Source organism: Duganella sp. AC917, assembly GCF_979258245.1.
In genome coordinates this window covers 513502-532016 of the sequence record NZ_OZ409848.1, presented here as the reverse complement: position 1 = coordinate 532016, position 18515 = coordinate 513502, and the positions used below count along the sequence as shown (strand labels likewise).

Annotated in this window: 21 protein-coding genes; 8 read left to right on the top strand and 13 right to left on the bottom strand. The window is 62.8% G+C overall.

Annotated features, from left to right (window positions below; translation table 11 throughout):
- The first annotated feature begins 497 nt into the window (after positions 1-497).
- From ACZ0BA_RS02365 to ACZ0BA_RS02340, 6 genes are all read left to right on the top strand, one after another.
- Positions 498-1067: an RNA polymerase sigma factor gene (locus ACZ0BA_RS02365; RefSeq protein WP_463454695.1), complete on the top strand. Its 570-nt coding sequence runs from the start codon at positions 498-500 to the stop codon at positions 1065-1067.
- The gene (locus tag ACZ0BA_RS02360; protein ID WP_463449756.1) at positions 1064-1471 is read left to right on the top strand and encodes a DUF3619 family protein; all 408 of its coding nucleotides are present in this window, start codon (positions 1064-1066) and stop codon (positions 1469-1471) included. The genes ACZ0BA_RS02365 and ACZ0BA_RS02360 overlap by 4 nt, the downstream gene beginning before the upstream one ends.
- 2 nt (positions 1472-1473) lie before the next feature.
- On the top strand, positions 1474-2256 hold the full coding sequence (locus tag ACZ0BA_RS02355) for a DUF3106 domain-containing protein (protein WP_463449755.1): 783 nt from the start codon (positions 1474-1476) through the stop codon (positions 2254-2256).
- Positions 2246-2788 (top strand): RDD family protein, encoded by a 543-nt coding sequence (locus ACZ0BA_RS02350; protein ID WP_463449754.1) that lies wholly within the window; start codon positions 2246-2248, stop codon positions 2786-2788. Before ACZ0BA_RS02355 ends, ACZ0BA_RS02350 begins: the two co-directional genes overlap by 11 nt.
- Positions 2789-2838: 50 nt before the next feature.
- The gene (locus ACZ0BA_RS02345) at positions 2839-4986 is read left to right on the top strand and encodes a prolyl oligopeptidase family serine peptidase (RefSeq protein WP_463449753.1); all 2148 of its coding nucleotides are present in this window, start codon (positions 2839-2841) and stop codon (positions 4984-4986) included.
- Positions 4987-5172: 186 nt separating this feature from the next.
- Complete coding sequence (locus ACZ0BA_RS02340; RefSeq protein WP_463449752.1) at positions 5173-5721, top strand: DUF2721 domain-containing protein; 549 nt, start codon at positions 5173-5175, stop codon at positions 5719-5721.
- On the opposite strand, the gene ACZ0BA_RS02335 is transcribed toward ACZ0BA_RS02340, so the two are convergent.
- From ACZ0BA_RS02335 to ACZ0BA_RS02275, 13 genes are all read right to left on the bottom strand, one after another.
- Positions 5722-6465 (bottom strand): rRNA pseudouridine synthase, encoded by a 744-nt coding sequence (locus ACZ0BA_RS02335; RefSeq protein WP_463449751.1) that lies wholly within the window; start codon positions 6463-6465, stop codon positions 5722-5724.
- Positions 6462-7484, bottom strand: coding sequence for a low-specificity L-threonine aldolase (gene ltaE / locus ACZ0BA_RS02330; RefSeq protein WP_463449750.1), 1023 nt, complete (start codon positions 7482-7484; stop codon positions 6462-6464). The genes ACZ0BA_RS02335 and ltaE overlap by 4 nt, the downstream gene beginning before the upstream one ends.
- 22 nt (positions 7485-7506) lie before the next feature.
- Positions 7507-8352 carry a class I SAM-dependent methyltransferase gene (locus tag ACZ0BA_RS02325; RefSeq protein WP_463454694.1) on the bottom strand — a complete coding sequence of 282 codons (846 nt, stop codon included), beginning with the start codon at positions 8350-8352 and terminating at the stop codon, positions 7507-7509.
- A 64-nt stretch (positions 8353-8416) separates the two neighbouring features.
- The gene (iscX, locus tag ACZ0BA_RS02320) at positions 8417-8611 is read right to left on the bottom strand and encodes a Fe-S cluster assembly protein IscX (protein WP_463449749.1); all 195 of its coding nucleotides are present in this window, start codon (positions 8609-8611) and stop codon (positions 8417-8419) included.
- 1 nt (position 8612) lies between these two features.
- Entirely contained in the window at positions 8613-8954 is a 342-nt protein-coding gene (fdx, locus tag ACZ0BA_RS02315) for an ISC system 2Fe-2S type ferredoxin (protein WP_090314518.1), read from the bottom strand.
- Positions 8955-8979: 25 nt separating this feature from the next.
- A complete protein-coding gene (hscA, locus tag ACZ0BA_RS02310; protein WP_463449748.1) occupies positions 8980-10860 on the bottom strand; it encodes a Fe-S protein assembly chaperone HscA in 1881 nt (626 codons plus the stop codon).
- 114 nt (positions 10861-10974) lie between these two features.
- A complete protein-coding gene (hscB, locus tag ACZ0BA_RS02305) occupies positions 10975-11493 on the bottom strand; it encodes a Fe-S protein assembly co-chaperone HscB (protein WP_463449747.1) in 519 nt (172 codons plus the stop codon).
- 6 nt (positions 11494-11499) lie between these two features.
- Positions 11500-11820, bottom strand: coding sequence for a HesB/IscA family protein (gene iscA, locus ACZ0BA_RS02300; protein ID WP_463449746.1), 321 nt, complete (start codon positions 11818-11820; stop codon positions 11500-11502).
- A gap of 59 nt (positions 11821-11879) precedes the next feature.
- Positions 11880-12269: a Fe-S cluster assembly scaffold IscU gene (iscU, locus tag ACZ0BA_RS02295; RefSeq protein WP_463449745.1), complete on the bottom strand. Its 390-nt coding sequence runs from the start codon at positions 12267-12269 to the stop codon at positions 11880-11882.
- Between the two features lie 24 nt (positions 12270-12293).
- Positions 12294-13550, bottom strand: coding sequence for an IscS subfamily cysteine desulfurase (locus tag ACZ0BA_RS02290; protein ID WP_463449744.1), 1257 nt, complete (start codon positions 13548-13550; stop codon positions 12294-12296).
- Positions 13551-13594: 44 nt separating this feature from the next.
- A complete protein-coding gene (gene iscR, locus ACZ0BA_RS02285; RefSeq protein WP_090314522.1) occupies positions 13595-14071 on the bottom strand; it encodes a Fe-S cluster assembly transcriptional regulator IscR in 477 nt (158 codons plus the stop codon).
- A gap of 142 nt (positions 14072-14213) precedes the next feature.
- Positions 14214-14993, bottom strand: a complete 780-nt coding sequence (locus ACZ0BA_RS02280; protein ID WP_463449743.1) for a uracil-DNA glycosylase family protein — start codon at positions 14991-14993, stop codon at positions 14214-14216.
- Between the two features lie 74 nt (positions 14994-15067).
- Positions 15068-16411: a glucoamylase family protein gene (locus ACZ0BA_RS02275; RefSeq protein ID WP_463449742.1), complete on the bottom strand. Its 1344-nt coding sequence runs from the start codon at positions 16409-16411 to the stop codon at positions 15068-15070.
- A 167-nt stretch (positions 16412-16578) separates the two neighbouring features.
- On the opposite strand from ACZ0BA_RS02275, the gene ACZ0BA_RS02270 reads away from it, so the two are divergent.
- Together ACZ0BA_RS02270 and ACZ0BA_RS02265 are read left to right on the top strand one after the other, a co-directional pair.
- Positions 16579-17805, top strand: coding sequence for an efflux RND transporter periplasmic adaptor subunit (locus tag ACZ0BA_RS02270; RefSeq protein ID WP_463449741.1), 1227 nt, complete (start codon positions 16579-16581; stop codon positions 17803-17805).
- Positions 17802-18497, top strand: a complete 696-nt coding sequence (locus ACZ0BA_RS02265; RefSeq protein WP_463449740.1) for an ABC transporter ATP-binding protein — start codon at positions 17802-17804, stop codon at positions 18495-18497. Before ACZ0BA_RS02270 ends, ACZ0BA_RS02265 begins: the two co-directional genes overlap by 4 nt.
- Positions 18498-18515: the final 18 nt, after the last annotated feature.

Sequence of the window (18515 nt, the reverse complement as noted above, 5' to 3'; positions counted from 1 at the left end):
CGCGAAGTATGCCTGCCCCTACAGCTTTGCCCAGCTTCCCTTTGTCATGCGGTCACACAAGCCTCTTCCGCCAACCGTAGTGACGTGCAAAGCTGCGCTCAACGCAAATATCGTTCTGCCGGATCCTTCTGTAGCGGTTGTGCGTACCTCTCGCGCTTGTGGCACGGGTTAGAGCAAACTGCCTACATATGAAAGCGCGTCGTGTCGATGGCGGCGTTGTGTGCCTGCTACGACAAGACCATACAGCTTCGGGGTGTTCAAAGCGTCCCATACGGTACACCTTGGGCACCCGTTTCGGCAAGGAATAATTGGACAATGACCGGTAAAAAGCCCGTTACAGGTGCAAAAATCCGGTGTTTTGACGTAAAACGGTGCAAGCCATGCCAATTTTTGCTAGCATGCGCTCAGTTCGCAAATCGTCGCCAGCTAGCAACATTAACAACAATCAGCAGCAATTGCGCCTATCGCCGGTGACCCGGCAGCACATCACCCAACGCATGGCCACAGACAAAGAATTATCCGACTTTCTCGAAAACGTCGAGCGGCGCGCCTTCAAACAAGCCGTCTACGCGGTACGCAAGGACGAATCGGCCCTGGACATCGTGCAGGACGCGATGATCAAGCTCGCCGAGAAATACGGCGACAAGCCGGCCGCCGAGCTGCCGATGCTGTTCCAGCGCATCCTGCAGACCACCATCCTCGATTACTTCCGCCGCGAAAAGGTCCGCAACACGTGGGTCAGCCTGTTTTCGAACATGGCGCCGTCCGGAGAAGGCGGCGACGACTTTGATATACTGGAATCGTACGCGGCCGAGGACGGCACCGAGGCCTCCGAATCGAGCGCCGACAAGGTCGAACGCCAGCAAATGCTGGCCCTGATCGATGCGGAGGTACAAAAGCTTCCGGCGCGTCAACGAGAAGCGTTCCTTATGCGTTATTGGCAGGATATGGACGTGGCTGAAACAGCCGAAGCAATGGGATGTTCCGAAGGGAGCGTGAAGACGCATTGCTCGCGCGCAACACACACTCTCGCCGAGTCGCTCAAAGCCAAGGGAATTAAACTATGAATACCGATGAACTGAACTTCGCCTACAAGGTGCGGCACGCGCTCAACGAGCGGCTCGACGATTTGCCAGCGTCCACCACGGACCGTCTGGCGCAGGCGCGACAGATGGCGCTGGCGCGCAAGAAGGCGCATGTCGAGGTGCCGATGAGCGTGCGCGTGGCCAAAACGGAGATGGCCACCGCCGGCGGCTTCCTGTCCGGCGGCTTCGGCTGGCTGGGCCGCATGGGCGTGGCCGTGCCGATGCTGGTGCTGGTCGCCGGCCTGACCGGCATCTACCAATACGAGCAACAGCAGCGCATCGCCGATCTGGCCGAACTCGATGCTGCCGTCTTGTCCGATGAATTGCCGCTGTCCGCCTACCTGGACCATGGCTTTAACGCCTACCTGACCCAGAGCGAGCAATAAGTATGGCATTAAGCGGTCGGGCAAAATGGGGCGCCGCTGCGGCGGCGCTGGTAGCGGTAGCAGCGGCCGGCGCGATCTGGATGGGCAACCAGTCCGGCGCGCCCGTGCTCGCCTCCCTGCCCACGACCGCGAGCGCTGGCGAGGTGCCGCCTGAAAAAACCCTGTGGAAAGACCTGACGCCGGCGCAACAGCAGGCGCTCGAGCCGCTGGCCGGCGAGTGGGACACGATGGAACCCATCCGCAAACAAAAATGGCTGGGCATCGGCAAGCGCTACGCGTCGATGAAGCCGGACGAGCAAGTCCGGGTGCAGGAACGCATGCGCGAATGGGTCAAAATGACCCCCGAAGAACGGCGCCAGGTGCGGCAGAACTTCGCGCGCGCGCAAAAACTCGACCCGTCTCTGAAATCGACCCAGTGGGAATCGTACCAGCAGCTGTCCGACGAGCAGAAGAAGGCCCTGGCGGCCAAGTCGCCGAGCAAAAAGCAGGTGGCCAACCTGCCGACGCCGTCCCAAAGCAAGATGAAGATGCCGGCGCCGATCAAGCCGGGCGCGCCGACCACCGGTACGACTGCCGGCACCGCCGCGCCCGCCGCAACGGCGCATCCGCCGTGGATCGATCCGGCCACCGGCGGCCCGCTGCCGAACGCCTCGAACATCGCGCCGGTGATCTCCGCGCCCGCAGCTGCTGCTCCAGCAGCGGCTCCGGCGCCCGCCGCCGCGCCAACCGCCCCCACCGCACCAGTGACCGCGCCGCCGGCGCCGGCCGCCGACAATGCAAAATAGCGCTGCGCCAAACCTGCCGGCCGTGACACGACCGACCATCAAGCGCCGCTTGGTGTCGATGGTGTACGAATGCCTGTTGGGGTTCGCGGTGCTGTTCCTTCCCTTCCTGATATTTGAAATGATCACCGGCGCCAGGCACACGCCGCTGATCGAACACATGCGCCAGGTGCTGGCGTTTGTCGTGCTTGGCCTGTACTTCATCCACCAGTGGAGCCGCGACGGCCAGACGCTGGCGATGAAAACCTGGCGGCTCAAGCTGGTCCGTTCCGGCCACGCGCACGTGTCGCCCAAAACCGCCGCCGTGCGTTATTTGCTGAGCTGGATGTGGGTGCTGCCGGCGCTCGTCGTCAGCCTGGCGCTGGACCTGCACCGCTGGCAGGCGCTCGGCGCGGTCGGGGCCGGCGTTCTGCTGTGGTCGCTCACCGCCTTCCTCGACAAGGACCGTCAGTTCCTGCACGACAAACTGAGCGGCACGCGGCTGGTGCAGTTGCCGGCGCCGGAAAAGAAAAAGAAGACCGCGCCGGCGGTATAATTTTCGCAATCTTCTGTGGCAGAATGAGGATTCCGCCACTAGGAGATAAGATGACCAAGTTAGTCCGCCTGATGTACGGGGCCGCCCTTGCCCTGACCGCTACCGCCGCCCTGGCGCAAAAGCCCGTTCCACCCGCTCCCGTCGCCAAGGTCGTGCCCGTCACGGACACCTACTTCGGCGAAGCCATCGTCGACCGCTACCGCTGGATGGAGAACGACAAGGACCCCGACTGGTTGCCTTTCCTGAAACAGCAGAACGCGCACGCGCGCGGCGTGCTCGACGCGCTGCCCAAGCGCGACGTGCTGTTGAAGCGCATCGAGCAATTGTCCGGTGACGTGGCGGCGCCGGCGCGCGTGCAAAAGGCCGGCAGCCGCATCTTCTACCAGCAGCGTCCGGCCGGCGCCAACAATTTCAAGCTGTTCGTGCGCGACGGCATGAACGGCAAGGAGCGCGTGCTGGTCGATCCGACCAAGCTCGACACCAAGACCAGCCACTACTCGCTGGACTGGTGGCAGCCATCGCCCGACGGCAGCAAACTGGTCTACGGCGTGTCGAAGGACGGCAGCGAGGATTCCGTGCTGCAGATCATGGACGTGCGCACCGGCGCCATCCTCAAGGAGCGCATCGCCGACACGCAGGGCGCCAATCCCAACTGGCTCGACGACAGCTCCGGCTTCTTCTACAACCAGCTCACCGGCAAGGTCAACACGCCGGAACGCTATCTAAATTCGCAGGTGCGCTTCCACAAGCTGGGCGGCAAGCCGGAACGCGATCCCATTATCATGAAGCGCGATCTCGATCCGTCGGTGAAGTATGAAAAAATCCAGTCTCCATACGTGGGCACGGCGGCGCATTCGTCCACCGCGCTGCTGATCCTGGCGGACGTGCGGCCGGAGCAGCGCGTGTTCAGCGCGCCGCTGGCCGACGTCATCAAAGGCAAGGCCAAGTGGCAGCCGGTGGCCGGTTTCGAGGATGAAATCACCGGCATCGATCTGCATGGCGACGACCTGTATCTGCTGTCGACCAAAGGCCATCCGCGCGGACGCCTGCTGAAGACCTCGGCCAAGTCGCCGTCGCTGGAGAAGGCCGCCGAAGTGGTGCCGGAATCGGCGCTGGTGTTGCAGGGTACGGCGCGCGCCAAGGACGGCCTCTACATCCGTGCGATGGACGGCGGCATCAGCAAGCTGCAACGCCTGGGCGACGATGGCAAGGTTGTCGACATCGCCCTGCCCTTCGACGGCACGCTGCGCTCGATCGAAGCCGACGCGGACTCGCCAGGCGCGCTGTCCATCCTGTCGGGCTGGCTCGAACCGGCCGGCATCTGGAGCGTGGGCGCCGACGGCAAAGTGGCCGATACCGGCATCACGCCCAAACCGGCCATCGACACCAGCGGTTACACCACCGAGCGCCGCTTCGCCAAGGCCAAGGACGGCACGCAGATTCCGTATAGCCTGATCTACAAAAAAGGCTTGAAGCTGGACGGCAAGAATCCCGCCTTCATCTCCGCCTACGGCAGCTACGGCGCGGCCGCCTATACGCCATCGTTCGCCAGCCGCGCGCTGGCGCTGGCCGACCAGGGCGCCGTCATCGGTTACGCCAACGTGCGCGGCGGCGGCGAATTCGGCCGCGAATGGCATCGCGCCGGCAAGCTGGAAAACAAACCGAACACCTGGCGCGACCTGATCGCCGTCAGCGAAGACCTGGTGGCCAATCAATACACGGCGCCGGCGCACCTTGCCATCGGCGGCCGTTCGGCCGGCGGCATCCCGATGGGCCGCGCGATGGAAGAGCGTCCGGACCTGTTCGCGGCCGTGGTCTCCGGCGTGGGCTGGCACAACCCGCTGCGCTACGTGGCCGAGCAGAACGGTTACGCCGAGGAGCCTGAATGGGGCGCGATCTCGGACCCGGCAGGCTTCAAGGCGATCAAAAGCATCGACAGCTATCAACAGGTGGTCGACGGCACCAAGTATCCGGCGGTGCTGCTGACGACCGGCGTGACCGATCCGCGCGTGGCGCCGTTCCATCCGGCCAAGATGGCGGCGCGGCTGCAAACGGCCACCGCCAGCGGCAAGCCGGTACTGCTGCGTGTCGACTTCGACGCCGGCCACGGCATGGGCTCGACCCGTGCCCAGCAGGATGCCGAGGCGGCCGATACCTATGCCTTCATCCTGGCGAACACCGCCGCAAACCAGCCGTAAGCGTAGCAAATAGCGCAGCCGTCTGCGCAAGCTCGCTCCCAGTGGGAGCGAGCTGACATGGCGCTACGAGCCCGTCCTATAGTCACCTCCCCCACGCTGCGTTTTAATGTTCAAACGCGCGTGCGGCGGGAAGAACGGCCTGTCACACGCATTGACCCACAACAATTGCGACATTGAGGTGACATGGTGGACTTTGAACTAAAGGAAGTAATGGAGGCGGTCGGACCATCGGCCGCGCTGGCGTTTGCCGCCTGGTTGTTCCTGCAACTGCTACAGCAGCGCTACTCGGCGGCCTACACGCGCTACCGCGAGCTGGTCGATTCATACCGCACCGGACTGGAAGGAAAGCGGCGTGAGATCGTCAAGGAGGAAATCAAGATTTACCGGAAGCGCGTGTTTTACATGATGCACTCGGCGAACATCGGCACAGTGGCCGCCATGCTGCTGCTGGCGGCGCTGGTATGCAGCGGCCTGAACGCCGTCTTCAAGCTCGACTGGCTCAAATTCATCGGTGCGCCCTGCATCATCCTTGGACTGTTGCTGGTGATTCCTGCAGCCGCGATCATCATTGTGGAGAACCTGATGATACGGCGGCCGATCAACGCCGAACTGGACGATCTCGAAGAATTCAACGGGCAACCCGAAGCCGGCCCGGCGCGTGGAAGCGCCGAGCGGCGCGCACAGCCGCGTCCAGACACTACCGGCCACCATCAGCCGGCCCCGCACGGAGCCTGATCAAAAGCGCTCGTGGTCCTGCAGGTAGCGCCACTCGCCCAGCGGCAAGCTGGACATGGCGATGCGGCCGACGCGGATGCGCTTCATCGACACCACACTCAGGCCGACCAGTTTGCACACGTGTTCAATCTGGCCCGGCTTGGGATTTTTCACCGCGAAGCGCAGGCGGTTCTCGTTCTGCCAGCTCACCTTGTTCGGCGCCAGCGGCTTGCCGTTGAACGGCAGGCCGTGATTGAGCAGCGCCAGGCCGTTTTCCATGATGTTGCCGGTGACTTCGACGATGATCTCCTGCTCGATCTTGGCCTGCTCGTCGACCAGCTTGCGGCTGACGCGGAAATCCTGCGTGAACACCAGCAAGCCGCTGGCCTTGGTCTCGAGCGGCGTAGTCAACGTCAGGTTGACCAGGTGGCGCTTGAGGAAGCGCTGGCCCGGCGCGGAGCGGGTCAGCGACTCGGCGTTAAGCAAATGCGCGGCCGGCGAACCGTCCTTGCCCACGCCGCCGTTGGCGCCGACGGGCTTGTGCAGCAAAATCGTCACCGGCACGATTTCCAGCAAGGTCGCGTCGGGCGCCAGTTCGATCTTCTGTTCGAGCGTCACGCGCGCGCCGGCCTCCTCCACCAACACGCCGTCGACCTTGACGTAACCGCCTTCGATATAGAGCTCGGCCTCGCGGCGCGAGCATGGAAGTATCTCGGCCAGGCGTTTGGCCAGGCGAAGGCTGTTATCTGTGGTGCTGTCGGTCATCCGAAAAAATCCCCAAAAACGGTAATGGCGCGATCGATATCGTCGCGCGACGCATCCATGTGCGTGACGATGCGCAGGCGCGGCGACATCGACACGCGGATGCGGGTCAGTTGCAGTACGTCGTTCAATGCACGGCAGGCATCGGCCGGCACATCGACGTAGAAGATGTTGGTCTGCGGCGCGCTGACCTGGATGCCTTTCAGCTTCGACAATTCGCTCGCAAAGTAGGCGGCGTTGTCATGGTCCTCCGCCAGGCGGGCGATGTTGTGTTCCAGCGCGTACAAGCCGCCGGCGGCGATCATGCCGGCCTGGCGCATGCCGCCGCCAAGCATCTTGCGCCAGCGCGTGGCTTCCTTGATCAGCGGTTTGCTGCCGCACAGGATGGAGCCGACCGGCGCGCCCAGTCCCTTGGACAAACACACCGAGACCGAATCGAAGCCCGCCACCGCCGCGCGCGGGCTCACACCCAGCTTGACCGCAGCGTTGCAGATGCGCGCGCCGTCCATGTGCGTGGCCAGGCCGCGTTCATGCGCCAGTATGGTCGCCTGCTTCAGGTAGTCGAGCGGCAGCACGCGGCCGCCGATGGTGTTCTCCAGCGCCAGCAGCTTGGTGCGGGCGAAGTGGAAGTCGTCCGGCTTGATGTAGGCGGCGATGTCGGCCAGCGCCAGGCTGCCGTCGGCCTGGTTGATGATGGGCTGCGGCTGGATACTGCCCAGTACCGCCGCGCCGCCACCTTCATATTTGTAGGTGTGGGCTTCCTGCCCGACCAGATACTCGTCGCCGCGACCGCAGTGTGCCAGCAATGCCAGCAGATTGCTCTGCGTGCCGGACGGCGCAAACAGCGCCGCCTCGTAGCCGAACAAATCGGCGGCATATTCCTGCAGGCGGTTGACGGTGGGGTCGTCGCCGTAGACGTCGTCGCCGACGTCGGCCGCGTTCATCGCCGCACGCATCGCCGCGCTGGGGCGGGTGACGGTGTCGCTGCGAAGATCCAACCAATTTTCTTTCAGATCGCTCATCGTTCCGTCACCCTTTCGTTATTTACTGTTGTTCTAGTTGTTCGGTGAAGAAGCGGTTGCCCATTTCTTGCAAGCCGACCGTTTCAAGCACCTCCCGCAACCGCTCCGACGGCCGTTGGCGCGGCAGGTCTTTGTAGGTGGCGATGATCAGCTCATTCTTCATCGAGTGCTCCCAGCCCACCAACTCGGTCACGTTGACCTGGTAGCCGTGCGCCTCGAGCTGAAGGCAGCGCAGCACGTTGGTGATCTGGCTGCCGAATTCGCGCGTGTGGATCGGGTGGCGCCAGATCTCGGTGAGCGCCGACTTGCCCAGCGACTGGCCCTTGTTCTTCTTGAGTACCGATGCGACTTCCGCCTGGCAGCAAGGCACCAGCACCATGTACTTGGCCTTTTTCTTCAACGCGAACTGGATGGCGTCGTCGGTAGCGGTGTTACAGGCGTGGAGCGCGGTGACGATGTCGATCTGGTCCGGCAGCAGCTTGGACTCGGTCGATTCGGCCACCGACAGCGGCAGGAACGACATGCCCGGGAAGTTGAACTGCTTGGCCAGCTCCTGCGATCGCGTCACCAGCTCCTCGCGGGTTTCGATACCGTAGATATGCGAGCCCTCACCAGGGGTGCCATGCAGCGCCTTGAAGAACAGGTCGTAGATGATGAAACCGAGGTAGGACTTGCCGGCGCCGTGATCGACCAGCGATACGTTGCCCTTCTCGGCCAGCACTTCCTTCAACAGCGGCTCGATGAACTGGTACAGGTGGTAGACCTGTTTGAGCTTGCGGCGGCTGTCCTGGTTCATCTTGCCGTCGCGGGTCAGGATGTGCAGTTCCTGCAGCAGCGCGACGGTCTGGCCTTCGCGGATTTCCGGCATGTTGTCGGCGCCGGTGACGGTGGCACCGATTTTCACGGGTGCGGCCTTCGCTGGCTTATTCTTATTATTGGGCTTCATCGATCCACGCCTGCTGTACCGCTTCAAGGACCTTCTCACCACCGCGCGTGTGGTCGTCGTCGAACTCTTCGAGTTGAACGATCCAGTTGTGCAGATCGGTGAAGCGGATAGTCAGCGGATCGATGTCCGGATGCTTATCGTAGAGCGCTTCCGCGATCGCGGTGATGTCGGTCCACTTCATATCAGTGCCCGCCTTCGCTGGCGTGATTGATGGTGTATTTCGGGATTTCGACGACCAGGTCTTCCTCGGCCACGACGGCCTGGCACGACAGGCGCGACACCGCTTCCAGGCCCCAGGCCTTGTCCAGCAGGTCTTCCTCGGTTTCGCTGGCTTCGCTCAGGGAGTTGAAGCCCTCGCGCACCAGCACGTGGCAGGTGGTGCAGGCGCAGGACTTCTCGCACGCGTGCTCGATGTGGATATCATTTTCCAGCATGATGTCGCACAGGGTTTTGCCGACTTCGGCTTCGACGACGGCGCCGTCCGGGCACAGTTTTGCGTGGGGCAGGAATACGATTTGTGGCACTTGATACCTCTGTTCTGATGGGTTCTTAAACTACCTGGTCGAGCGTCTTGCCGGCCAGTGCGCTGCGCACGCTGCGATCCATGCGGCGCGACGCGAATTCTTCGGTGCCATGGGCCAGCGCCTCGACTGCGGCTTTGACGGCCACGTGATCGGCGGCGCCGGTCTGCGACTGGGCGATCACGTCGCGCACCTGGTTCATCAAAACGTCGACCGATGCGCGTTCGTCGTCCGACAACAGGCCGGCGTCTTCGTCCAGCGCGGACTGCGTCGCCAGGACGATGCGCTCGGCCTCGACCTGCTCTTCGCGCAGCGCGCGGGCGACCATGTCGACATCGGCCGACTTGTACGAATCCTGCAGCATGCGGGCGACGTCGTCGTCGCCCAGGCCATAGGCCGGCTTGACGGTGATCGACGCCTCGACGCCGGAGCGCAGCTCGCGCGCCGACACCGACAGCAAGCCATCGGCATCGACCTGATAGGTGATGCGGATGCGCGCGGCGCCGGCCACCATCGGCGGGATGCCGCGCAGCTCGAAGCGCGCCAGCGAACGGCAGTCGGAGACCAGTTCGCGCTCGCCCTGCAACACGTGCACCGCCAGCGCGGTCTGGCCGTCCTTGAAGGTGGTGAACTCCTGCGCGCGGGCGCAAGGAATGGTCGAATTGCGCGGGATGATCTTCTCGACCAGGCCACCCATCGTCTCGATACCGAGCGACAGCGGAATCACGTCCAGCAGCAACCAGTCGTCGCCCGGCGCGCGGTTGCCGGCCAACAGATTGGCCTGAACCGCCGCGCCCAGCGCGACCACCTTGTCCGGATCGATATTCGCGTGCGGGATGGTGTGGAAGTACTCGCTGACGGCGCGCTGCACATGCGGCATGCGCGTCGCACCGCCGACCATCACCACGCCGTCGACATCGTCGGCATCGACGCTGGCGTCGCGCAGCGCTTTTTTAATCGCGCTCATGGTCTTCGCGATCAGGTGCTTGGTGATCTCCTGGAAGGTCTCGGCGGTGATCTTCAGATGCACTTCCTCGCCCGAGTTCAGGATCGCGTCGACGGTCACTTCGTTCTTGTTCGACAGCAGTTCCTTGGCCTCGCGCGCCTTCACCATCAGGATGGCGGTGTCCTCGTCGGACAGCGGCGCCAGTTTTTCCTGCTGGTGGATGTAGCAGAACAGGCGGTGGTCGAAATCGTCGCCGCCGAGCGCGGAATCGCCGCCGGTGGACAGCACTTCGAACACGCCTTTGCTCAGTTTCAGGATCGAGATATCGAAGGTGCCGCCACCCAGGTCGTAGACCGCGTAGATGCCTTCGGAGCCGTTATCGAGGCCGTAGGCGATGGCGGCGGCGGTCGGCTCGCTCAGCAAGCGCAGCACATTGATGCCGGCAAGTTGCGCCGCATCCTTGGTGGCCTGGCGCTGGGCGTCGTCGAAGTACGCGGGCACGGTGATGACCGCGCCGACCAAGTCGTCACCGAGCGAATCTTCCGCGCGCTGGCGCAGGGTGGCCAGGATCTGCGCGGAGATCTCAACGGGGCTCTTGATGCCGGCGATCGTCTTCAGCTGCACCATACCTGGCGTATCCTGGAAATCGTAAGGCATGTTCTCGGCGTAGGCGATATCGGCCAAACCGCGACCCATGAAGCGCTTGACGGACACGATGGTGTTCTTTGGATCGATGGTCTGCGCGGCCTGGGCCTTGTAGCCGATGTTGGCGTGGCCGTTCGGCAGATAGCGCACCACGGACGGCAGCAGCGGGCGGCCGTCCTCATCGTTCAGCACTTCTGGAATGCTGTTGCGCACGGTGGCGACCAGCGAATTGGTGGTGCCCAGGTCGATGCCCACGGCCAGCCGATGCTGGTGCGGCGCGGTCGACATGCCTGGTTCGGAGATTTGCAGAAGTGCCATGTGATTCAAGCCTTTAATCCGGGGGTCAAGTCTGTCATTCGGACACGGCCTCGGCGCTAGCACCGGCTAAAGGCTGAGCTTGTGTCCGAATGACAGACTTGACCCCGGAGTTTGTTAGTTGTCTTCGATCGCGGTGAAGCTGTGTTCTATTTCGTCTTTGAATTTTTCGAGGAACATCAGCGCGCGCACGCCTTGCGCGGCTTGCTCGTAGTCGTCGGCGTCGATCTGCTGTTCGATCTCGGCCAGGCGCTCCTTGCGGGCGGCGCGCAGTTGCTTGTCGAGCGCTTCGAGCGCGTCGGCGTCCTTGCCGGCGCGGGCGTCGCCCAGCGCTTCGCGCCATTCCATCTGCTGCATCAGGAACGCCATCGGCATCGCCGTGTTGGACTCGGTCTGTAAATCGACGCCGTGCAGCTCGCACATGTACTGCGCGCGCTTCTGCGGATTTTTCAGGGTCTGGTAGGCTTCGTTGGCGCGCGTGGCCCATTGCATCGCGACGCGCTTTTCGGCGTCGGTCGCGTTGACGAACTTGTCGGGGTGGACGCGGCTTTGCACGTCGCGGTAGGCGCTGTCGAGCGCCCCCGTGTCGACGGCGAACTTCTGCGGCAGATTGAACAGCTCAAAGTGATTTTGCATGGGCGATCAGATGCGGAAGCTTTCGCCGCAACCGCATGCGTCTTTTTCGTTCGGGTTGTGGAACTTGAAGCCTTCGTTGAGCCCCTCGCGCGCGAAATCGAGTTCGGTGCCGTCGATGTACGGCAGGCTTTTCGGATCGACGAACACTTTGACGCCGTGCGATTCGAAGACGCTGTCCTCGGCCGCCACTTCGTCGACATATTCGAGCTTGTACGCCAGGCCAGAACAGCCGGTGGTGCGCACGCCAAAACGCAAGCCGACGCCCTTGCCGCGACGTTCGATGTAGCGGTTGATGTGCTTAGCTGCTTTTTCGGTCAGGGTGATCATTTAATTCTCCCGCACCGCTCCCGCTTGCGCGGGCACGGCGTCGTAGTTCACTTGTTCAGTCAGGCCGCGACTGGATGCTTGGTCTGGTAGTCCAGAACCGCTGCCTTGATCGCGTCTTCCGCCAGGATCGAGCAGTGGATTTTGACCGGCGGCAGCGCCAGTTCTTCGGCGATCTGGGTGTTCTTGATGGCCAGCGCCTGATCCAGCGTTTTGCCCTTGACCCATTCGGTCACCAGCGAGCTCGATGCGATGGCCGAACCGCAGCCGTAGGTCTTGAATTTCGCGTCTTCGATCAGGCCATCGGCGCCGACCTTGATTTGCAGTTTCATAACGTCGCCGCAGGCCGGCGCGCCGACCATGCCGGTGCCGATGCTGTCATCGCCCTTGTCGAAGGCGCCGACGTTGCGTGGATTTTCGTAGTGGTCCAACACTTTTTCCGAGTAAGCCATTTTGATGCTCCTGTGATCTTAAAATTAGTGGGCTGCCCATTGGATCGAGCTGATGTCGATGCCTTCTTTGAACATGTCCCACAGCGGCGACAGTTCACGCAGTTTGTGTACCTTGGACTTCATCAGGTCGATGGCGAAGTCGATATCCTCTTCCGTCGTGAAACGGCCGATGGTGAAACGGATGGAGCTGTGCGCCAGCTCGTCGCTGCGGCCCAGCGCGCGCAGCACGTACGACGGTTCCAGCGAGGCCGAGGTGCAAGCCGAACCGGACGATACGGCCAGGTCCTTGACGGCCATGATCAGCGATTCGCCCTCGACGTAGTTGAAGCTGACGTTGAGGTTGTGCGGCACGCGGTGCTCCATGTCGCCGTTAATATAGGTCTCTTCGATCTCTTGCAGGCCGTTGGCCAGGCGGTCGCGCAGCGACTTGATGCGCGCGATCTCGCTGTCCATCTCGACCTTGGCCAGGCGGAACGCTTCGCCCATGCCGACGATCTGGTGGGTCGGCAAGGTGCCCGAACGCAGGCCGCGCTCGTGACCGCCGCCGTGCATTTGCGCTTCGATGCGCACGCGCGGCTTGCGGCAGACGTACAGCGCGCCGATGCCTTTGGGACCGTAGGTCTTGTGCGCGGTGAAGGTCATCAGGTCGACCTTGGTTTTTTGCAGGTCGATGACCACCTTGCCGGTCGCTTGCGCGGCGTCGCAGTGGAAGATGATGCCTTTCGAGCGGCACAGCGCGCCGATCTCGTCGATCGGCTGGATCACGCCGATTTCGTTGTTGACCAGCATGACCGACACCAGGATCGTGTCCGGGCGGATCGCGGCGGTCAGTTGCTCGATGGTGATCAGGCCGTTGTCCTGCGGTTCCAGGTAGGTCGCTTCGAAGCCGACGCGCTCCAGTTCGCGCACCGTGTCCAGCACCGCCTTGTGCTCGGTCTTGACGGTGATGATGTGCTTGCCCTTGGTCTTGTAGAACTGCGCCGCGCCCTTGATGGCGAGGTTGTTCGACTCGGTGGCGCCGGAGGTCCAGATGATTTCGCGCGGGTCGGCGTTGACCAGGGCGGCGACGTGGCCGCGCGCCTCTTCGACCGCCTTCTCAGCAGTCCAGCCGTACATGTGGCTGCGCGAGGCCGGATTGCCGAACTGCTCGCGCAGGTAGGGAATCATGGCGTCGGCGACGCGCGGATCGATCGGGGTGGTGGCCGAGTAGTCCATGTAGATCGGGAAATGCGGGGCGGTCTGGAACTTCACGGCGGCGAGGTTTTTTTCTGGTGCGTTCATCTGGTAACTCCGGTTTTCTCTGTCTATATTAGTAGCTAAAGCGCTCAACCCAGCGCGGCATGGTTACGGTGCATCACGACCACGTTTTGTTCAGCGTTCTTTTGCTTCTGTTGATCGACCAGATCCTGCAGCGAAACGGAATCCAGATAATCAACCATCTTTTCGTTCAGCGTGGCCCACAGTTCGTGGGTCATGCAGCGCACGCCGCTGGCGGCGTCGGCGCCGTGGCAATTTTCCTTGCCGCCGCATTGGGTCGCGTCCAGCGGCTCGTCGACGGCGATGATGATGTCGGCCACCGTGACCTTGTCGGCCCGGCGCGCCAGGCTGTAGCCGCCGCCGGGGCCGCGGATCGATTCGACGATCTCGTGGCGGCGCAGCTTGCCGAACAGCTGTTCCAGATACGACAGCGAGATCGCCTGACGCTGGCTGATGCCTGAGAGCGTGACCGGGCCTTTGCCTTGGCGCAAAGCCAGATCGATCATCGCAGTCACAGCAAAACGGCCTTTGGTGGTCAGACGCATCACTACCTCGGTTCAGCTAGGTTAAAATATCGACCCAACTGCTCAACTGAAAGCCTGATTAGTTGATCGATTTAGTCAAGTATACCAAACTTTATGAAAGTTTGCCGGGAGCCCCTTCGGCCGCCCGCTGCCTACTTGTCGCCTACTTGCCTTTTAGCAAGCTCATCGGCTGGAACAAGGCATGCATGTCCGGATTGCCGATGAAGCTCAGGTTGTACGGGTGCTCAGCAGTGATCTGCGGGAAATCTTTCATCACCGGCAACTTCTTCAGCAATTCCGCGATTTTCCCCCACAGAATCATGGTCGGCTTGTCCGGCGCCTTCACCGCCAAACCGGCCATCACCGTCTCGAAGAACGGCAACCAGGCTTTGGCATCCTTGACCGGCGGCACATGACTGCGGAACACCAGCGAAGCGTTCAACAACAGGAAACCCTGCTCGGTCAGCTTCTGCTGCATTTCCGCCAGGGTTTGAATATGGGTGCCGCCCCCGCTGCGCGCAAGGGCGGAAATTGTCGCCATCGCCGCGCCGCCGGTGTCCGCCAGGGTGAGTTGTCCGTCAGCCACCAGCAGCATCTTCATGAAGTTGCGCAGCGAGGTGGCCTTGTTGACAGGCTTGGACAAGCCGCCGCCCTCTTCGTTCGACCACAGGCTGCCGACGGCGCCGTCCATGAAGCAAACGCCGGTCGCGCTGTCCACGCGCGGGTACGGTCCCTCCCCCACTAATATATAACGCACTTTGTCCAGCGGCAGCGCGAAGGCGGCAAACAGGCGCTGCTCGGTGGGCAAGTAGTTGTCGTCGGCCAGTTGGGCCAGGTAGCCGGGCGTGGCGGCCTGCATCGCGTTGAGACCGTCGATCAGCAATGGGCGCCACGAGGCGTCGGCGCGCGACAGCGCAGCGAGAATGGAAGCGGGGATCGTCATACAAATAGCGGCGAGAGCGGCGAGGGAAAGGCGAGATTGTACCTCCTCGCCGCGCCGCCGCCCCGGGAATCCGCTCAGGACGTTTGGGTCTTGTCCAGCCATCCGCCCGCGAAGCCGGCGCGGCGCAGCCCGGTTTGCAGGTAAGTGTTTCCGCGCATGATGTTCCAGGGAAAATCGTGCAGATAGTTTTCCACCATGATCACAGTCGGGCCCTCGTTGATGCCGAAATGATATGGCGACACCCAGTGCCGGCACGCCACCCGTCCATGCGAGAAAACCGTCGAGAACGATGCCTTGAAACCGTAGGGATTGGCCTCGCACAGCTGCATGCCCTGAAAGTGGATGATGCTGGGCATGACAATTTCCGGTGCGAACGGCAGCGACGCGGCGACCGCCCATGGCGCCAGCGTGCCGTCATCTGGGCCGTACGGCACGCCGCGCGCAACGTAGTCCCAGAATTTCCGCTGCACGCCATCGATACGACGCGTGACCGGTCCCGGCCCGTCGCTGGCGGTGATGCCCCAGCACAACGCGCCGTATTCCGGAAAGCCCATTGGATTCTGGATCGCATATTGTTGCTGCACGTACGTCGCGCGCCGGCTGTTTTCGAAGTAATCCGAATCGTGCTCGCGCATGAAGTCGTCACGGATGCCGCGCAAGTCCAGCCACACGTGCGACATCTGGTGGATGAACAACGGTCCCGCATACAAATAGTCGATGCCGTACACCGTCTTCCACTCATAACTGCGGCACCAGGCGTTGTAACTGTCGCGCTCGATCGGGAAGGTGGGCGAGCCCAGCGCCAGCACGTACAGGATCAGCGCCTCGTCATACCCTTCCCAGTGCCAGCGCAGAAAGCCGCTTTCCGGATTCCAGCCGTGGCAGATCAGATTGTCGCGACCGCGCATCCACTGCCAGTCGACCCGGCGATACAGCATGTCGGCCAAGGCGCGGATCTCGTTTTCGTCCGGCGTATCCTCGGTGAAATATTCGGCGGCCGTCAGCACGCCGGCGATCAGCAGCGCCGTGTCAATGCTCGACAGTTCGCACTGCCACGCCCGCGCGCCGCTATTCATGTCGATGAAGTGATAGTAGAAGCCTTTATAGCCGGTGGCTGCGGGCGATTCGCTCTGCTCGCTGTTGGCGAAAAAGCGCAACGTGGTCAGGGTGCGCACCACGGCATCGGCGCGATCCATGAAGCCCTGCTCGACGCCGATCGGATACACGGTCAGCGCCATGCCCACGGCCGCGATGCTGGCCGGCCACACTTCAGCGGTCTTGTCGCGGATCAGGCCATTGGCGGGATTGACCTCGTTGACGAAGTAGTCGAACGAGTCCTTCTGTAGTTCGTTCAGCAAGGCGAGCGTGGCGGCGTCGATGGAGACTGGCGGGCGCTCTGCGCGCGGCATGGTGGTCATAAAGGTCCGAACAGTTGAAAAAGGCCATGCTGTCATAGCAGTAGACGTGCAGTATGTACCTGAACACACAGATACGCCTGCCGCTTGCGATTCAATCGCGTTTGCCCCACTATTTGGTGGCAAAGTTGGCAATGGCCGACTGATGGAACGTAAAAAGAGGCTTTCCCTTGGCGACTCCCGATATTTCCCGTCTAAAAATCGACCGTGAGGCCAAAACGCCATCGCCCGGGTCGCGCCCCAAACGCCGGCGCTGGGGCAGACTTTTATTGGTGGTGCTGGCCCTGGCGGTGGCGGTCGCTGTCGCCATGAGCGTGTTCGGCGGCAAGCCGGCGGTGGAAGTGGTCGCCGTGGCGCAGACGTGGCCGGCGCAGGACTACACACTGCTCAACGCCACCGGCTACGTGGTGGCGCAACGCAAGGCCGCGCTGTCGTCCAAGGCCACCGGCCGGCTGGAGTGGCTGGGCGTGCTGGAAGGCTCGAAAGTGAAGAAGGACGAGATCGTCGCACGGCTGGAAAACCGGGACGTGGCCGCCGCGCTGGGACAGGCGCAGGCCAACGTCAAGGTCGCGCAGGCCAACCTGGAACAGGGACAGGCCGAATTGCAGGACGCACAGTCGGCCTTCCAGCGCGCTGCGGAGCTGCTGAACCAGAAATTCATCGCCGCCTCGGCCTACGATACGGCGCAGGCGCGATTGAACAAGGCCAAAGCCAGCATCTCCGGCTATCGGGCCGCCATCACGGCGGCACGCGCCAACGCCCAGGCGGCGCAGGTGGCGGTGGACCAGACGGTCATCCGCGCGCCATTCGACGGCGTGATCCTGACCAAGAGCGCCAATGTCGGCGACAACATCACGCCCTTCTCCTCCGCCGCCGACAGCAAGGGCGCGGTGGTCACCATCGCCGATATGGACACGCTGGAGGTGGAGGCCGATGTCTCCGAATCGAACCTGAGCAAAATCCGTGTGGGCCAGCCGGCGGAAATCCTGCTGGACGCCTTCCCGGAGTTGCGCCTGGCCGGCACCGTCTCGCGCATGGTGCCGACCATGGACCGTAGCAAGGCGACCCTGTTGGTCAAGGTGCGGTTCGAGGAACGCGATCCGCGCGTGCTGCCGGACATGAGCGCCAAAGTCGCCTTCCTGTCCAAGGCCGTGCCGCCGCAGGAAAAACTGCCGGTGACCGCCGTGCAGCCAGCGGCGATCGTGACGCGCGGCGGCACGCCGGCGGTGTTCCTGCTTGACGCCGGCGGCGCAAAAGTCAAACGGGTGCCCGTCGCTCCGGGCCGCAGGATCGGCGAACTGGTGGAAGTAAAAGGCTTGAAGCCGGGCGACAAGGTCGTGCTGGCGCCGGCCGACACGCTGCAGGATGGCCAATCCGTCAAGCTGGCGAAGAAATGAACGCGCCGCTGGTGTTGATCGAACATCTGGTCAAGTCCTACCGCCGTGGCGACCAAGTGGTGGAAGTGCTGCGCGATATCAGCCTTTCGATACCCGCTGGCGCCTTCACCGCGCTGATGGGCCCTTCCGGCTCCGGCAAAAGTACGCTGCTCAATCTGATCGCCGGCATCGACAAACCCGATAGCGGCGTGCTGCGGATCGCCGGCCTCGATATCGCCGGCATGGGTGAGACGGAGCTGGCCAGCTGGCGCGCGGCCAACGTCGGCTTCATTTTCCAGTTTTACAACTTGATGCCGGTGCTGACCGCGTTCGAAAACGTCGAGCTACCGCTGCTGCTGACGCCATTGTCGCGGCGCGAACGGCGCGAACGCGTGGCGCTGACGCTGGAGATGGTTAATCTCGCCGACCGCATGGACCACACGCCGAACGAACTGTCCGGCGGCCAGCAGCAGCGCGTGGCGATCGCCCGTGCCATCGTCAGCGATCCGACCCTGATCGTGGCCGACGAGCCGACCGGCGATCTTGACCGCCAATCGGCCACCGAGATTCTTGCGCTGCTCCAGCAATTGAATCAGCAACTGGGCAAGACCATCATCATGGTGACGCACGACGCCCACGCGGCGGCGCAGGCGCGCAATCTGGTGCACCTTGAAAAAGGCGAGCTGCTTGCCGACGAACCGCAGCGCGCCTGACATCCCAAAACGAGGACG

Coding starts and splice junctions, on each gene's coding strand:
- ACZ0BA_RS02265 (WP_463449740.1), top strand. CDS start 17,802: ATGAACGCGCCGCTGGTGTTGATCGAACATCTGGTCAAGTCCTACCGC.
- ACZ0BA_RS02280 (WP_463449743.1), bottom strand. CDS start 14,993: ATGACGATCCCCGCTTCCATTCTCGCTGCGCTGTCGCGCGCCGACGCC.
- ltaE (WP_463449750.1), bottom strand. CDS start 7,484: ATGAGCGATCTGAAAGAAAATTGGTTGGATCTTCGCAGCGACACCGTC.
- ACZ0BA_RS02365 (WP_463454695.1), top strand. CDS start 498: ATGGCCACAGACAAAGAATTATCCGACTTTCTCGAAAACGTCGAGCGG.
- ACZ0BA_RS02325 (WP_463454694.1), bottom strand. CDS start 8,352: ATGCCGGAAATCCGCGAAGGCCAGACCGTCGCGCTGCTGCAGGAACTG.
- ACZ0BA_RS02275 (WP_463449742.1), bottom strand. CDS start 16,411: ATGACCACCATGCCGCGCGCAGAGCGCCCGCCAGTCTCCATCGACGCC.
- iscU (WP_463449745.1), bottom strand. CDS start 12,269: ATGGCTTACTCGGAAAAAGTGTTGGACCACTACGAAAATCCACGCAAC.
- ACZ0BA_RS02350 (WP_463449754.1), top strand. CDS start 2,246: ATGCAAAATAGCGCTGCGCCAAACCTGCCGGCCGTGACACGACCGACC.
- hscB (WP_463449747.1), bottom strand. CDS start 11,493: ATGCAAAATCACTTTGAGCTGTTCAATCTGCCGCAGAAGTTCGCCGTC.
- ACZ0BA_RS02290 (WP_463449744.1), bottom strand. CDS start 13,550: ATGAACGCACCAGAAAAAAACCTCGCCGCCGTGAAGTTCCAGACCGCC.
- iscX (WP_463449749.1), bottom strand. CDS start 8,611: ATGAAGTGGACCGACATCACCGCGATCGCGGAAGCGCTCTACGATAAG.
- ACZ0BA_RS02345 (WP_463449753.1), top strand. CDS start 2,839: ATGACCAAGTTAGTCCGCCTGATGTACGGGGCCGCCCTTGCCCTGACC.
- hscA (WP_463449748.1), bottom strand. CDS start 10,860: ATGGCACTTCTGCAAATCTCCGAACCAGGCATGTCGACCGCGCCGCAC.
- iscA (WP_463449746.1), bottom strand. CDS start 11,820: ATGATCACCCTGACCGAAAAAGCAGCTAAGCACATCAACCGCTACATC.
- ACZ0BA_RS02360 (WP_463449756.1), top strand. CDS start 1,064: ATGAATACCGATGAACTGAACTTCGCCTACAAGGTGCGGCACGCGCTC.
- iscR (WP_090314522.1), bottom strand. CDS start 14,071: ATGCGTCTGACCACCAAAGGCCGTTTTGCTGTGACTGCGATGATCGAT.
- ACZ0BA_RS02355 (WP_463449755.1), top strand. CDS start 1,474: ATGGCATTAAGCGGTCGGGCAAAATGGGGCGCCGCTGCGGCGGCGCTG.
- ACZ0BA_RS02335 (WP_463449751.1), bottom strand. CDS start 6,465: ATGACCGACAGCACCACAGATAACAGCCTTCGCCTGGCCAAACGCCTG.